A 15,058-nucleotide genomic window follows, 5' to 3' on the forward strand; every position below is an offset into this window, starting at 1 on the left:
CTCGATATTTTCCAGCTTTTGAAAAAAGCTAGCATCCGGTTTCTGGCGGCGCAAGGCGCAAGCCTTGCGGAATTCCTTATTGGCCGAGAGAAACGGCGACATTGACAGCGGCGGCAACGAGCACCGTATTGAAGAAAAATGAAACGATGCCGTGAAGCAGATTGATCTTGCGCATATCCGTATTCGTGATTGCGGTATCCGATGTCTCCGCTGCCATGCCTATCACATAGGAAAAATACAGAAACTCGATCCCTCCGGGCTCCTTGTCCCCCTGGAAGGCCAGTCCACCGGCGTATTCACGCAGCATGCCGTCGGTGGCTTGCCCATCGACCGACTGCCAGTAAAGATGCGCATAATGGACAGCTGCCATCATATGGATCGCCAGCCAGCCAAGCGGCACCGCGGCAAGCGTCAAAGACAGGTCAAGCGGGTGAAAACGCTGCGCCGAATTGATCAGGACGAAGAGCGAACCGACGGCAACCATGACGGCACCGAAAGTGACGGCAAAAATGATCCAGATCGGCTCGTCGGACCTTGCGATGTTGCTTCGAAGCAAATCCGGCGTCAGTTTCAACATTTTACGTCCAGTCAACACAAGATAGACCACAAAGAACGCATCAACCGTGATGACATAGGCGACACGCGGCGCGACAATCAGGCTCACAAGAAGCGTCGCAAGTCCGACGGTGGCAGCAATATAAAAGGAATTGTGTCGCTTTCTCACTTTATACTCCGTGGCCGGAACGGCTGGCGGCCTTTTCCATGAGTTTACCCCGGATGTTCTTCAGGAATAGTTTATCGCTACCGTGAATTGAACCATCGCATCAAGACCGGCGCTTCGTCAGCCAATCACCGGCGCGCCGCAAGGATCCGCCTAAATAGTAGCCATACCCGTCTCATGCACAGGCAATGGCCGAATGCGCTTGCGCATGATAAAAAAATATCGTTATTATCCTCGTAATGAAAATAATCAGTCATACGCCTGACGGCAGGCGTATGCGAGGTGGAACAAGAAGATCGATGGCGACGCTCCCCGGCAATCCCTCCATTGCGCAGCGCATTGCACATGCGGCGCTGTCGCCATCGCACCGCCAGATCGCCGATTATGTGCTCGATCATCCGTTGCGGGTCGCCGCCATGCCGATCGACGAACTGGCATCCGTGGCCGGTGTCTCGGTTGCCACAGCCAATCGCTTCGCCCGGGCGCTCGGCTTTGAGGGTTACGCGCAGTTCCGCGCAGCACTTGTGCTCGGTTTCGAGAGCGCCTTGGCGCCGGTGGAAAAGCTGCGCAGCAAGCTGGACCAATCGGCTAACGTGGGCGATGTCTTTACCGCAGTACTCGCCGATATGGCCGGCAACATCGAAAGGACCCGTCAGGGGCTGGATAGGCAAGAATGCGCGCGCGCCGTCGAAACCATTCTCGGCGCATCACGGGTTTTCATCGTCGGCTTCGGCAACAGCAGCTGGCTTGGCGGCCTGCTTCTGCGCAATCTCGAGTTACATTGCGAGAACGTGCAATTGCTCGCCAGCATTGAAGGATCGTCCTATGCCGCACGGGCCCTTCATCGTCTGAGGCCCGATGATCTGGTGATCGCGATCGCCTTTCCGCGCTATTTTTCCGACACGGTGCTGCTGGCACGGCGCGCGCACGAAGCCGGAATAGGCCTGCTGGCGCTGACCGACAGCGCCAATTCTCCCATCGCATCGCTGTCGAGCATCGCGCTTTATGCAAACACCGACAGCCAATATCACGCCAGTTCCGACGCAAGCGCGCTGGCCATGATCGAGGCGCTCAGCAGCGCCGTCGCCCACGCCTCCGGGCGATCGGTCAAAGCCGCCGAACAACTCACCGAAGCCGTGCTTCCCTGGCTGCATGGCAGCCACTCCGGCAGGCTGCGCCCCGTAGCCGAAGGGCCGACTGCCAAAGGGCGCGATCAAGCAGCCCCATCCCGCAAGGAATTGAAATGACCCCGATCCAACCCGTTATCGCCATTCACGGCGGCGCCGGCACTCTCACCCGGGCGGCCATCGAGCCGGCCCAGGAAACGGCCTATCATGCGGCGCTTGGCGATATTCTTGCCGAAGCGCAACAGGCGCTGAGCGATGGCGCTGCGGCGCTCGACGTGGTCGGGCTCGCGGTGCAGCGGCTGGAGGACAACCCGCTTTTCAATGCCGGTCTCGGTTCCGTGTTCACGCGCGCCGCCACTCACGAGCTTGACGCCGCGGTGATGGACGGAGCGACATTGCGTGCCGGTGCGGTCGCCGGCGTCAGCCATATCCGCAATCCGGTTCTCGCCGCGCGCGCTGTGCTCGACCAGGGTGAGCATATCCTCATGGCCGGCCACGGAGCGGAAGCGCTCGCCCGCGAACTGGGGCTTGAAATGGTGGAGCCCCTTTATTTTTCCACCGCGTTCCGGCGCGAACAGCTTCGCCGCGTTCAGGGCACGACAACAAGCGTTCTCGATCATGACGGCGGCGCACCTCTCGACGAAGACAGGAAATTCGGCACGGTCGGCGCTGTCGCGCTCGACGCGCACGGCAATCTCGCCGCCGCGACCTCCACGGGCGGAATGACCAACAAGCGGCCAGGACGCATCAGTGACTCGGCGATGATCGGCACTGGAACCTACGCCGACAACCGCACTGCCGCGATATCCTGCACCGGCACGGGCGAGGCGTTCATCCGCATCGCGGCCAGCCACGACCTTTGCGCACGCATGGCCTATGCCGGCGCGACACTGGACGAGGCGGCGCATCACATCGTGATGGAGCGACTGCCTGATGTTGGCGGCAGTGGCGGCCTGATCGCGGTGGATGCGAAGGGCAATGTCGCGCTGCCCTTCAACACCGAGGGGATGTATCGCGGATATGCCCGCGTCGGCGAGGCTCTCCATACCGCAATCTTCGCGCATCCTGGCGATGCGTCCTCGTCCTGATCGAGTGGGTCGTTCATGTCTTCTTCCGCAACCTTAACCGCTCCCCTTTCGGCCCGCTCACCTGCCCTGGCGGCAGGGCAGGTTCTGCAAGTCAAAGCCCTCTCGGTGCGCTTTTCCACATCCGAGCGCACGGTGACGGCGGTGCGCGATCTCTCCTTCCATGTTTCGCATGGCGAAACGCTGGCGATCGTCGGTGAATCCGGTTCCGGCAAATCCGTGACCTCGCTCGCCCTGATGCGTCTCGTGGAGCATGGCGGTGGCCGCATCGATGCAGGCAGCATGACTTTCCGCTGCCGTTCCGGTGAGGTGCTGGATCTCGCCCGGGCAAACAATGCGACGATGCGCACCATTCGCGGCGCCGATATCGCCATGATTTTCCAGGAGCCGATGACGTCGCTCAATCCGGTTTTCCCCGCCGGAGACCAGATCGCCGAGGCGATCCGCGTGCATCAGGGCAAGAGCGCAAGCGAGGCGCGCACCGAAGCCTTGCGGATGCTGGACCTGGTGCGTATCCCCGAGGCGCGCAATGTGCTCGACCGTTATCCGCATCAACTCTCAGGCGGAATGCGCCAGCGCGTGATGATCGCGATGGCGCTCTCCTGCAAGCCTTCGCTGCTGATTGCCGACGAACCGACGACCGCGCTCGACGTCACCATCCAGGCGCAGATCCTGCAATTGATCCGCATGCTGCAGGACGAGATGAAAATGGGCGTGGTGTTCATCACCCATGACATGGGCGTCGTCGCCGAGGTCGCCGATCGTGTGCTGGTGATGCGCCATGGCGACAAGGTGGAGGAGGGAAACTCCGAAACCGTGTTCTCCGCGCCGCGCCATCCCTATACCCGTGCGCTTCTGTCGGCCGTGCCCCGGCTCGGCGCGATGACAGGGGTGGAACTGCCGCGCAAGTTCGACCTGCTGCACACCGATGCCGGCATCCCTACCGAGGAAGCGCGCCCGCAAGACACAGTAAAGGCGGACACGGCCCCGATCCTGCGTGTGAAAGATCTGGTGACACGCTTCGACATGCGCGGCGGCATGTTCAATCGTGTCAGCCGGCGGGTCCATGCCGTCGAAAAGGTCAGCTTCGATCTTCATCCCGGAGAAACGCTGTCGCTCGTGGGCGAATCCGGCTGCGGCAAATCCACCACCGGCCGTTCGCTCCTGCGTCTCGTCAACAGCCAGAGCGGCGCGATCGAATTCGACGGCCGCAACGTTCTCGACCTGCCGAGGAGCGAATTGCGCAATCTGCGGCGCAATATCCAGTTCATCTTCCAGGACCCGTTCGCCTCGCTCGACCCGCGCGTCACCGTCGGCTTTTCCATCATGGAGCCGCTTCTGGTGCATGGCATTGCCAGCGGTTCCAAGGCGCGTGAAAGGGTTGAGTGGCTATTGGAGAAAGTCGGCCTGTCGCCGGCCCATGCGCAGCGCTATCCGCACGAGTTTTCCGGCGGCCAGCGTCAGCGCATCGCCATCGCCCGCGCGCTGGCGCTCAATCCGAAAGTGGTGATTGCCGACGAGGCGGTCTCGGCCCTGGACGTCTCGATCCAGGCGCAGATCGTCAATCTGATGCTCGATTTGCAACGCGAGCTCGGTGTCGCCTATCTCTTCATTTCGCATGACATGGCCGTGGTCGAACGCATCAGCCACCGTGTGGCGGTGATGTATCTTGGCCAGATCGTCGAGATCGGCCCGCGCCGCGCGATCTTCGAAAATCCGCAGCATCCCTATACCCGCAAGCTCATGGCAGCCGTTCCGGTTGCCGATCCGGCCCGGCGTCATCTCCGCCGTGAGCCTGATACCGACGAGTTGCCGAGCCCCATGCGTGCGCTCGGCGACGAGCCTGTGGTCGAGCCTCTCGTCGAGGTCGGCCCCGGCCATTTCGTCGCCCGTCACCCCATCGGCGTCTTCGGCCGCTGATGCAACTTTCAACCACCAACAACAGAGGGAACAATGCAATGAAAACTCTGCTCTACCGAGGTCGAAGATTGGCTTTAGGCCTTCTCGCCCTGATGGCGCTCGGCGCTGGGCCGGCAATCGCCGCAAAAGACGTGGTGCTGGCCATCAGCAACCAGGCCGAGACGCTCGACCCCTACAACACGAACACCACGCTGACGACCGCCGTCACGAAGTCGTTCTACCAGGGCCTGTTCGAGTTCGATAAGGATCTCAAGGTGCGGCCAGTGCTGGCCGAGAGCTACACCGTCTCCGACGATGGTCTCGTCTACACCTTCAAGCTGCGCGAAGGCGTCAAGTTTCACGACGGCACCGACTTCAATTCGCAAGCCGTCAAGGTGACGCTCGAGCGGGTGATGAACCCGGAGAACAAGCTCCTCCGCTATAATCAGTTCAACCGCATCGCCAAGGTGGAAGCGGTCTCGCCTTATGAGGTGCGGATCACGCTGAAGGAGCCGTTCAGCCCCTTCATCAATTCACTGGCCCATGCCTCGGCCGCCATGATCTCGCCCGCAGCGCTTGCCAAATATGGCAACAAGGACATCGCCTTCCATCCCGTCGGTACCGGCCCTTTCGTCCTCGAGGAGTGGAAGCAGACCGACCACGTCAAGGCGAAGAAGTTCGACGGCTACTGGCGCAAGGGCTATCCGAAGGTCGATACCATCACCTGGAAGCCGGTGCCTGAGAACAACACCCGCGCCGCCATGCTGCAGACGGGCGAGGCGGACTTCGCCTTCACGCTGCCCTACGAGCAGGCGGCAGCGCTCAAGGCGAACGATAAGCTCAATGTGACGACCGCCCCGTCGATCATCGAGCGTTATGTCAGCTTCAACGTGCTGCACAAGCCGTTCGACGACATCCGCGTGCGCCAGGCGATCAACTACGCCATCAACAAGGAGGCGCTCGCCAAGGTCGCCTTCAACGGCTTTGCGGCGCCGGCCGAGGGCATCGTGCCCGAGGGTGTGCTCTACGCTCATAAGATGAAGCCCTGGCCCTATGACCCGGCGAAAGCGCGCGAACTCTTGAAGGAGGCGGGTTATCCCGACGGCTTCGAAACCGTTCTCTGGAGTGCCTATACCACGACCACGGCACAGAAGACGATCCAGTTCCTGCAGCAGCAGTTGGCACAGGTCGGCATCAAGGTGCAGCTCCAGGTTCTCGAGGCCGGCCAGCGCACCGAACTGGTGAGCGCCTGGCCGGATCCGAAGACCGCCAAAGTGCGCATGTACTATAGTGGCTGGTCGGCATCGACGGGCGAGGCCGACTGGGCGTTGCGTCCGCTGCTCTCGACCGAAGCCTGGCCTCCCGGACTGAACAACACCGCCTATTACAGCAATAAGACGGTAGACGATCTCCTCGCCAAAGCCCTGCGTTCGGTCAAGGACGATGAGAAGGTTGACCTCTACCGGCAGGCGCAGGAACAGATCATGAAGGATCTGCCCTGGGCGCCGCTGGTGACGGAGAAAAACCTCTACGCCTCCTCCAAGCGCCTGTCCGGCGTCTATGTCCAGCCGGACGGCAGTATCGAATCCAGCGAGATCGCCGTTTCGGAGTAAACGACATCCGACTGGCCGGCGCGCATCGTCCCCCGCGATGCGCGCCGGGGCCCATATCCATTCATCCAGCAGATCGGTCCTTGATCCATGCTCTATTATTTTCTGAAACGGCTGACGGGCTTGCTTCCCACGCTGTTGATCGTTTCGGTGCTCGTCTTCCTTTTCGTGCACATGCTGCCGGGCGATCCGGCGCGGCTTGCAGCCGGGCAGGATGCCGACGAGCAGACCGTGGCGCTGGTGCGCAGCGAGTTGGGACTGGACCGGCCATTGCCCGAACAGTTCATCACCTATTTCAGCCATCTCATCCAGGGCGATTTCGGCCAGTCTATCCGCACGCGCCGTCCGGTTTCCACCGAGATCGCCGAGCGTTTCATGCCGACGCTGCTGCTCACCCTGACCAGCATGATCTGGGCCGTTACCTTCGGCATGGGTATCGGCATTATCTCAGCCGTCTACCGCAATCAATGGCCGGACCGGCTCGGCATGACGCTGGCGGTATCGGGCATTTCCTTTCCGGCCTTCGCGCTGGGAATGCTGCTGATGCAGATTTTTTCAGTGCAGCTCGGCTGGCTGCCCACGGTCGGCGCCGATAGCTGGAAAAATTACATCCTGCCGTCGCTGACGCTCGGCGCAGCGGTAGCTGCCGTCATGGCGCGCTTCACGCGGGCCTCCTTCGTCGACGTGATCCAGGAAGATTTCGTGCGCACCGCACGGGCCAAAGGCCTGAACGAACGCGTGGTCATCGCCAAGCATTGCCTGCGCAATGCGCTGATCCCGGTCGTCACCATGATGGGCCTGCAGTTCGGCTTCCTGCTCGGCGGCTCGATCGTCGTGGAAGCGGTGTTCAACTGGCCGGGGCTCGGCCGCCTGCTGGTCGATTCCGTCAACCAGCGCGACTATCCCGTGATTCAGGCGCTGGTTCTCCTGTTTTCGCTGGAATTCATTGTAATCAACCTCATCGTGGATGTGCTTTATGGCTTCATCAATCCCACCATCCGCTACAAGTGAGCCGACGATGATGCAAACCATTCCGCTCGATCCTGGCGCTGTCGCCGCAACCGAAGCCGTGCGCACGCCCTGGAGTGAATTCTGGCGCAAGTTCCGCAAGCAGCCGGTTGCGCTTGCCGCCCTTGGCTTCGTGGCGCTCCTGGTCGTCGTCGCAGTGCTCGCGCCGGTGATAGTGCCCTATGACGCGGAGAATTATTTCGATTACGACCAGATCAATGCCGGCCCCTCGTGGTCGCATTGGCTTGGTGTCGATCCGCTCGGACGCGATATCTTCAGCCGCATCCTGGTCGGAGCGCGCATTTCGCTGGCGACCGGCCTGTTGTCGGTGGCGCTCGGCGGGTTGGTGGGCACCATGCTCGGATTGCTCGCCGGCTATTACGAAGGCTGGTGGGATCGCATCGTGATGCGGATTTCCGACGTGCTGTTCGCGTTCCCCGGCATCCTGCTGGCGATCGGTGTCGTCGCCATTCTCGGCAGTTCCATGGTCAATGTGGTGGTCGCGGTGTCGGTGTTCTCGGTGCCGGCCTTCGCCCGCCTCGTGCGCGGCAATACGCTGGTGCTCAAGCACATGACCTATATCGAAGCGGTCAAGAGCATCGGCGCATCGGACTGGACCATTCTCGTGCGCCATATCCTGCCCGGGACGATCTCCTCCATCGTCGTCTATTTCACGATGCGGCTCGGCACCTCCATCATCACCGCCGCCAGCCTGTCGTTTCTGGGCATGGGCGCGCAACCGCCGACGCCGGAATGGGGCGCCATGCTCAATGATGCGCGCGCCGACATGGTCAACGCACCGCATGTGGCGCTGTTTCCCAGCCTCGCCATTTTCTTCACGGTGCTGGCTTTCAACCTGCTCGGAGATGGCTTGCGCGATGCGCTCGACCCCAAGATCGACCGTGCATAGGAGGCAATGTTGAAACGCCCCTCCGTTACGCCACCGCATATCGGCCGGCTTACCACCGGCCCGCGCAATGCGATCACCGATGTGGCCGGCGTCGCTGTCGGCCACGCGACGCTGGCCGACGGTCCGATCCAGACCGGCGTGACCGTGGTGCATCCTCATTCAGGCGATATCTATCGCGACCGCGTCCCAGCGGCTGCCACGGTGCTGAACGGTTTCGGCAAGAGCATCGGCCTCATGCAGGTGGCGGAGCTCGGCGCGCTGGAAACGCCGATCGCGCTCACCAATACGTTTTCAGTGGCGGCAGTTGCGCAGGCGCAGATCCGTCAATGCGTGGCGGCCAATCCGCAATGCGGGCGGCGATTGCCGACGGTCAATCCGCTCGTCTTCGAATGCAATGACGGCTATCTCAACGATATCCAGGCGATGGCAATTACCGAGGAGCACTATCTCACCGCCTGCGCCGCCGCCGGCCCCGTCTTCGCGGAAGGCGCAGTAGGCGCTGGACGCGGCATGTCGAGCTTCGGCCTCAAGGGCGGCATCGGCAGCGCGTCGCGTCGCGCGCCCATCGCCGATGGGTCCGAGTACACCGTTGGCGCCCTGGTGCTTTCGAACTTCGGCAGACCATCACAACTGACCATCGCCGGTCGGGCGATTGGACCTTTGCTGGAAGAAAAGCTCGCCTCAACAGCACAGGCGCCGGACGAACCGGAAAAAGGCTCCATCATCCTCATCATCGCCACCGATGCGCCGCTCGATGCGCGTCAGTTGCGCCGCTTGTCCTTGCGTGCCGGTGCAGGGCTTGCGCGCACAGGCTCGGTCTTCGGCCATGGCAGCGGCGATATCGCGCTCGCCTTCTCCACCGCCTATAGGCTGCCGCAGGATCCGGCGCATCCCATGCCCAGCGTCGCGGTGCTGCATGATGCGCTGCTCGACCCGCTGTTTCAGGCAGTGGCCGACAGTGCCGAACAGGCGATCATCCATTCGCTGTGGCACGCCGAAACGGTCGTCGGTCGCAACGGCCATCGCCGGCAGGCGCTTCTCGATGTGATGGCCGGCCAGCTTTCGACCTCCCCGGAGCAACGCACATGAAAATTCTCATCTCCGTCGATATTGAAGGCGTCGCGGGCGTCTATCACCCCGAGCAGACCCGTCCCGGTCACGCCGAATACGAGCGCGCGCGCCTTTTGATGACGCAGGAGGCCAACGCCGCCATCGCCGGTGCCTTCGACGCGGGCGCGTCGGAAGTTCTGGTCAATGACTCCCACGCCAACTTTCGCAACATGCCCGCCGATCTCCTCGATCCACGCGCGCTGGTGGTGCAGGGCAAGCCGCGCTATCTCAGCATGATGGCCGGCGTCGAACAGGGCGTAAGCGCCGTCTGCCTGATCGGATATCATTCCCGCGCACATGGTCGCGGCATTCTCGCCCATACCATCAACAGCTTCGCCTTTGCCCGCATCGCATTCAACGGGATGGAACTCGGCGAAGCCGGCATTTACGGGGCTCTGGCCGGTGAATGTGGCGTTCCCGTCATCCTGGGCAGCGGTGACGACGTGTTCATTGCCGAAAACCGTGATCTCTTCCCGCGTACCGTCTTCGTGGAAACGAAGCGCGCCTATGGCTGCAACAGCGGAACGAGCCTGTCTCCGGTGCGCGCGTGCAACGCAATCCGGAACGGAATGAAAGAGGCGCTCAACCGACCGGAATCAGCCCAGCCTTTCAATCTGCCGGGTCCCATCGAGGTGCGGATCCGGGCTCAGACACCGGCATTGGCGGATCTGTTTTGCCAATGGCCCGATCTCGACCGGCTTTCCGGCGATGAGATCGGCTTCCACGCCCCGACGGTCGAGGCGACGGTACGCATCATCAACTGCCTCTCCGCAATGTCCGCCATTCTGCGATGAACCTGCAACACCGCGCCTAGCCCAATTCATCAGCCACCGAAACAGAAAGGCTTTCCATGGCAGACGCATCTCCCTCCCGCATCGTCTACGTCAATGGTGCATTCCTTCCCATCGAGACCGCGTCCATTCCCGTGATGGATCGAGGGTTCCTGTTTGGTGACGGTATCTATGAGGTAACGGCGCTGATCGAAGGGCACCTCGCCGATAATGAGGCGCATCTGCGGCGGCTCGACCGCTCCCTGCGCGAGATCGAAATTCCCAACCCGCATTCACAGGAGAAATGGACCGCCATCCAGCAGGAACTGGTGATGCGCAATGGCCTGACCGAGGGGCTCATCTATATCGAGGTGACACGCGGCGTCTCCGAGCGTGATTTCCTCAGCCCCGCCGATCTGAAACCGACGGTCGTGATGTTTACGCAGGCCAAGTCGGTGCGGGCCAATGCTGCCCTGTCGAAAGGTGCGGATGTGATCACCGTGCCCGACCTGCGCTGGGCAAGGCGCGATATCAAATCGACCTCGCTGCTGGCGCAGGTATTGGCCAAGCGGGCAGCAGCCGAAGCCGGCGCCAGCGAGGCCTGGATGGTCGAGGACGGCGCCGTCACCGAGGGCGCGTCATCGACAGCCTTCATCGTTACGCAATCAGGTGAAATCGTCTCCCGACCGCTCTCCCATGCAGTTCTGCCCGGCGTGACACGACGCGCCATCCTGCGCCTCGTCGACGAACGAAACCTGACATTCGTCGAGCGCACGTTCACGGTCGAAGAAGCGCTGCGGGCGCGCGAGGCCTTCTTCACCAGCGCCTCCACCATCGTCATGCCAGTTGTCTCCATCGACGGCCAGCCTGTCGGCGATGGCAAGCCCGGGCCACTGGCCCTGCAGTTGCGCGAGCTCTATATCGAAACTGTGCTCGGAACCCGTTGATCTTTTTTCCCCGCATCGCCCTCTCCGTTCCCCAGCTTTCATCGGCGCGCAACGTCATAAATGCGCGATTCAATCGCGCATTTGCAAGGCGGACGTTGTGGACAAGTTGGCGGTATGGCCTTGCCATCGGTCCACGAGAACGGTCATGCCGCCTATCGTATAGCATTTAATACATACGTCGAGCCGGAGGCCGGATGAGCCGCTTCAATCGCTCTCAGCAGCCACTGCCGAAACGTCCTCATAGCCGGTGTTTCGATGCGAGACTTCAAGCGCGTCAGCCAATAACTCCCCGTCAGGGCCATTATTTCGAACGGCTGCACGATTCGCCGCTCTTCCATCTGGCGAACGAACATGGCGATGGGGACGAGAGCGATCCCGACCCCCTGGGCTGCGGCATCCACAAGCGTCAAGGAAGAATCGAACATCCAGCCTCGCAGGCTTGGCGGCTGGATGCCCGCGGCCCTAAACCAGATCGCCCATTCATCCATTCGATAAGACCGCAACAGTTCCTCGTCTGCCAAATCCGCGGGCTCATGGAGACGCTCGGCAAGCGCAGGCGCACAAACAGGGGAAAGCGGGGCATCCATGAGAGGGATCGCATCCGTCCCATGCCACGCACCGTCGCCGAAACGGATAAAGAAATCCAGACCGTCGAGGAGAATGTCGGAGCGGTTGTTGTTCGTCTTGAGACGAAGATCCACATGGGGATGCTCGTCCTTGAACGTCTTCAGCCGTGGCAACAGCCAGCCGATGGCGAAGGTCCCGACCACGCCAACGGTCAGGACTTCACGAAAATTTCCTTCCTCGAATTGACTGAGCGTCGCGCTCATCCGGCGAAACGCATCGGTGAGAACCGGCAGCAATGCATGTCCCTCGTCGGTCAGGGCGAGCCCCCGCGGAAGACGCTTGAACAGGGTCACGCCCAACGTCTCCTCCAGCGCCTTCACCTGATGGCTCACGGCTGTTTGTGTGACCCTGAGTTCCAGTCCAGCACGCGTGAAGCTGCCATGTCGTGCAGAGGCCTCGAAAGCACGCAGAGCGTTGAGGGGTAATTGCGGTACGTCCATTGCCTGATGAGCCCAAGTTTTTCTCATATCAGAGCGAAGAAATCATCGTTTGTCCAGGGCAATAGCCTTGCGCATAGTCCGCCACGGCTGACTGCCGAAGGATTGTTGAAGCGTCGGCGGTTTCCACGGAACACCTACCAAGGATGGAAAACAGGAATGACGATATCGATTTCACGCCGTCAGGCACTCGCCGGCAGCTTGCTCGCGATTCCCGCACTTGCCTCGCTCACAGTCGCCACACGGGCGCAAGCCGACCAGAACCTGGGGAGCCGGCTCGCCGAACTCGAGGGCAGACATGGCGGCCGCATCGGCGTCGCCGTGCTCAATCTCGCCACCGGCGAGCGGATCGGACATCGTTCCGACGAGCGCTTTTTGATGTGCAGCACGTTCAAGGCCCTGGCGGCGGCATTCATTCTCGCACGCGTCGATCGGGGAGAAGAGCAGCTTGGCCGGCGGATCGTCTATTCGAAGAAGGATCTCGTAACCTGGTCACCGATCACAGAAAATCATGTCGGCGGTGCCGGCCTGTCGGTGGCGGAGCTTTGCCAGGCGACCGTGACCCTGAGCGACAATACCGCCGCCAATCTTCTGCTCGCCAGCTTCGGCGGACCAGCCGCGCTGACGACTTTTTTACGATCCATTGGCGATGAGATCACGAGGCTCGACCGCACCGAGCCCGAGCTGAACCAGCACGATAAGCCGGGTGACCTGCGCGACACCACGACACCTGCTGCCATGCTGGGAACGCTGCGCAAGCTGGTTTTCGGCGATGTACTTTCCCGACCCTCACGCGCCCAGTTGGCTGCCTGGATGATCATGAACAAAACAGGCGATGCGAAATTGCGGGCCGGCTTTCCCGGGAACTGGACTGTCGGCGACAAAACGGGGGGCAATGGCGACAAGTTCGGCAACAGCAATGATATTGCCATTGCCTGGTCGCCGGACCGGGGCGCCGTCATCGTCGCCGCCTATTGCGAGATACCGTCGGTCTCCGAGGAAGAGCGCGGTGCGGTTCTGGCTGAAGTGGGACGGATCGCCGCGCAGGTATGAGATCAGGGCAGACGGAAGCAGCATCGGCGCTTGCGTGCCGATGCTGCTGCGAAAGCCAGCCGGCTGAGCAAATCGCTCGCTTTGCCGCGCTCTACCCCGACAATGCTCGTCCGATCCAGCCCCTTACATCATCGCCCGATCCTCGAGGACTAACAGGCTGTTGCCTGTTCTGGCTTTGAGGGTAACCTCATCATCATGAACCGGGACAGGCGAACAGGCTCGAAAGTCGGCACCAGGGCCGGGCCTGCAAGGCCGGCTCCGTCATACGCAGCCCCTTGGCGCCCACAACGCGCAGGCAACTGGCGGCACACCCCTTGACGCCCGGCACCGTACTGATAAGTAAAAAAGCGATCCTGCCCTCCAGACATCGAAACGCGGGATGAACATTGGTGCCGGGCCCCTCTGGCGAGAGTTTTTACGGCGCTCTCGTGATGTCGGTGCCGCCAGCAAATCAAGCCAGCGGATTAGCTAAATATGAAAACTGATCTCATGCCTAATGCATGTGCCCTTTCGGCCGTGTCGGGTTTCGTTGCGAAACCACGTTTCTACACCGAACCCAGTGTCGCTCATTCGATGGAGACCCGTCGATGATGCTTGGTTATTTCAAATGGGCTTTCATTGTCACTGCGGTTGGCTTGGTGCTCGGCGCCTGGCTTGGATGGCAGTCGAGCGGCACGCTCGCCGGAATGGCCTCCGTCTTCTTCATCTGCGCCGTGCTCGCGGTGCTCGAAATCTCGCTGTCGTTCGACAACGCGATCGTCAATGCCAACAAGCTCAAGGACATGACCCCGGTCTGGCAGCAACGCTTCCTGACATGGGGCATCATCATTGCCGTCTTCGGCATGCGCATCGTCTTCCCCCTGCTGATCGTCGTCATCGCTGCCGGCATCGGTCCAATCGATGCGGTCGTTCTAGCCGCGGCGAAGCCCGAGGAATACGCCCGCATCATGAATGATGCGCATCTGCCGATCGCCGCCTTCGGCGGTACCTTCCTGATGATGGTCGGGCTCACCTATTTCTTCGATCATGAGAAGGATGTGCACTGGATTCAGTGGCTCGAGAGCAAGATGGCCCGTTTTGCGACCATCAAGGGTATCGAGATCGCTTTCGTGCTTATCCTTATTTTCGGTGTCTCGTCGCTGCTTCAACCAGCCGACGCCCACACATTCGTTTACTCAGGTATCTATGGGCTGCTGACTTACCTCCTGGTCGAGATCGTCGGCGGCCTGCTTGATGCCTCACAGGAAACGATGAGTGCGGCCGCCAAGGGCGGCTTCGGCGCCTTCCTTTATCTGGAAGTGCTCGATGCCAGCTTCTCCTTCGACGGCGTCATCGGCGCCTTTGCACTGACGCAGAACCTCTTCATCATTGCGATCGGTCTCGGCATCGGTGCGATGTACGTGCGCTCAATGACGATCATGCTGGTGGAAAAGGGGACGCTCAACGAATACCGCTATCTCGAACACGGTGCGTTCTATGCGATCCTGGTCCTTTCGGTCGTGATGTATTTCCAGACCCTGATCCACATTCCGGAAGTCATCACAGGCCTTGGCGGCGCGGCTTTGATCGGCATCTCGCTCTGGTCATCGATCCGCCACAACAGGCGGGAACGCGATGCTGAAACGGCAAAGGCAGATGCTGACGATCGTCTGCGCGTCGAGACATAATCCGGACCGGAGGCGCTCCCATAAACAAGCCAGGAGCCCGGCGTCAAAGCGCCGGGCTCTTTGTTGCTCCCTTTGTCGAGAACAAGG

At 61.3% G+C, this 15,058-nt stretch carries 13 protein-coding genes; 11 read left to right on the top strand and 2 right to left on the bottom strand.

Features of this window, described 5'->3' with window-relative positions; translation table 11 throughout:
* Positions 1-76 precede the first annotated feature (76 nt).
* On the bottom strand, positions 77-724 hold the full coding sequence (locus tag C5748_RS24415) for a DUF1345 domain-containing protein (protein WP_105745222.1): 648 nt from the start codon (positions 722-724) through the stop codon (positions 77-79).
* Between the two features lie 296 nt (positions 725-1,020).
* On the opposite strand from C5748_RS24415, the gene C5748_RS24420 reads away from it, so the two are divergent.
* From C5748_RS24420 to C5748_RS24460, 9 genes are all read left to right on the top strand, one after another.
* Complete coding sequence (locus tag C5748_RS24420) at positions 1,021-1,968, top strand: MurR/RpiR family transcriptional regulator (RefSeq protein WP_105745224.1); 948 nt, start codon at positions 1,021-1,023, stop codon at positions 1,966-1,968.
* The gene (locus C5748_RS24425; protein WP_199194890.1) at positions 1,965-2,936 is read left to right on the top strand and encodes an isoaspartyl peptidase/L-asparaginase family protein; all 972 of its coding nucleotides are present in this window, start codon (positions 1,965-1,967) and stop codon (positions 2,934-2,936) included. The genes C5748_RS24420 and C5748_RS24425 overlap by 4 nt, the downstream gene beginning before the upstream one ends.
* Positions 2,937-2,951: 15 nt before the next feature.
* Complete coding sequence (locus C5748_RS24430) at positions 2,952-4,853, top strand: dipeptide ABC transporter ATP-binding protein (protein ID WP_105745228.1); 1,902 nt, start codon at positions 2,952-2,954, stop codon at positions 4,851-4,853.
* A gap of 38 nt (positions 4,854-4,891) precedes the next feature.
* Complete coding sequence (gene gsiB / locus C5748_RS24435) at positions 4,892-6,445, top strand: glutathione ABC transporter substrate-binding protein GsiB (RefSeq protein WP_105745229.1); 1,554 nt, start codon at positions 4,892-4,894, stop codon at positions 6,443-6,445.
* A gap of 87 nt (positions 6,446-6,532) precedes the next feature.
* Positions 6,533-7,453, top strand: coding sequence for a glutathione ABC transporter permease GsiC (gene gsiC / locus C5748_RS24440; RefSeq protein WP_105745231.1), 921 nt, complete (start codon positions 6,533-6,535; stop codon positions 7,451-7,453).
* 10 nt (positions 7,454-7,463) lie between these two features.
* Entirely contained in the window at positions 7,464-8,360 is an 897-nt protein-coding gene (gsiD, locus tag C5748_RS24445; protein ID WP_199194891.1) for a glutathione ABC transporter permease GsiD, read from the top strand.
* Between the two features lie 6 nt (positions 8,361-8,366).
* A complete protein-coding gene (locus tag C5748_RS24450) occupies positions 8,367-9,449 on the top strand; it encodes a DmpA family aminopeptidase (protein ID WP_105745235.1) in 1,083 nt (360 codons plus the stop codon).
* Complete coding sequence (locus C5748_RS24455) at positions 9,446-10,264, top strand: M55 family metallopeptidase (protein ID WP_105745237.1); 819 nt, start codon at positions 9,446-9,448, stop codon at positions 10,262-10,264. Before C5748_RS24450 ends, C5748_RS24455 begins: the two co-directional genes overlap by 4 nt.
* Positions 10,265-10,320: 56 nt before the next feature.
* Complete coding sequence (locus C5748_RS24460; RefSeq protein WP_105745239.1) at positions 10,321-11,187, top strand: D-amino-acid transaminase; 867 nt, start codon at positions 10,321-10,323, stop codon at positions 11,185-11,187.
* 152 nt (positions 11,188-11,339) lie between these two features.
* On the opposite strand, the gene C5748_RS24465 is transcribed toward C5748_RS24460, so the two are convergent.
* Complete coding sequence (locus C5748_RS24465) at positions 11,340-12,254, bottom strand: LysR family transcriptional regulator (protein WP_105745241.1); 915 nt, start codon at positions 12,252-12,254, stop codon at positions 11,340-11,342.
* A gap of 156 nt (positions 12,255-12,410) precedes the next feature.
* Here C5748_RS24465 and blaPAD point away from each other — a divergent pair, with 156 nt between their 5' ends.
* Together blaPAD and C5748_RS24480 are read left to right on the top strand one after the other, a co-directional pair.
* Positions 12,411-13,304 carry a PAD family carbapenem-hydrolyzing class A beta-lactamase gene (gene blaPAD, locus C5748_RS24470; protein ID WP_105745243.1) on the top strand — a complete coding sequence of 298 codons (894 nt, stop codon included), beginning with the start codon at positions 12,411-12,413 and terminating at the stop codon, positions 13,302-13,304.
* A 587-nt stretch (positions 13,305-13,891) separates the two neighbouring features.
* A complete protein-coding gene (locus C5748_RS24480) occupies positions 13,892-14,971 on the top strand; it encodes a DUF475 domain-containing protein (protein WP_105745246.1) in 1,080 nt (359 codons plus the stop codon).
* The last annotated feature ends 87 nt before the right edge of the window (positions 14,972-15,058 follow it).

This window comes from Phyllobacterium phragmitis (genome assembly GCF_002980495.1).
In the GTDB taxonomy this organism is placed as follows: domain Bacteria; phylum Pseudomonadota; class Alphaproteobacteria; order Rhizobiales; family Rhizobiaceae; genus Paramesorhizobium; species Paramesorhizobium phragmitis.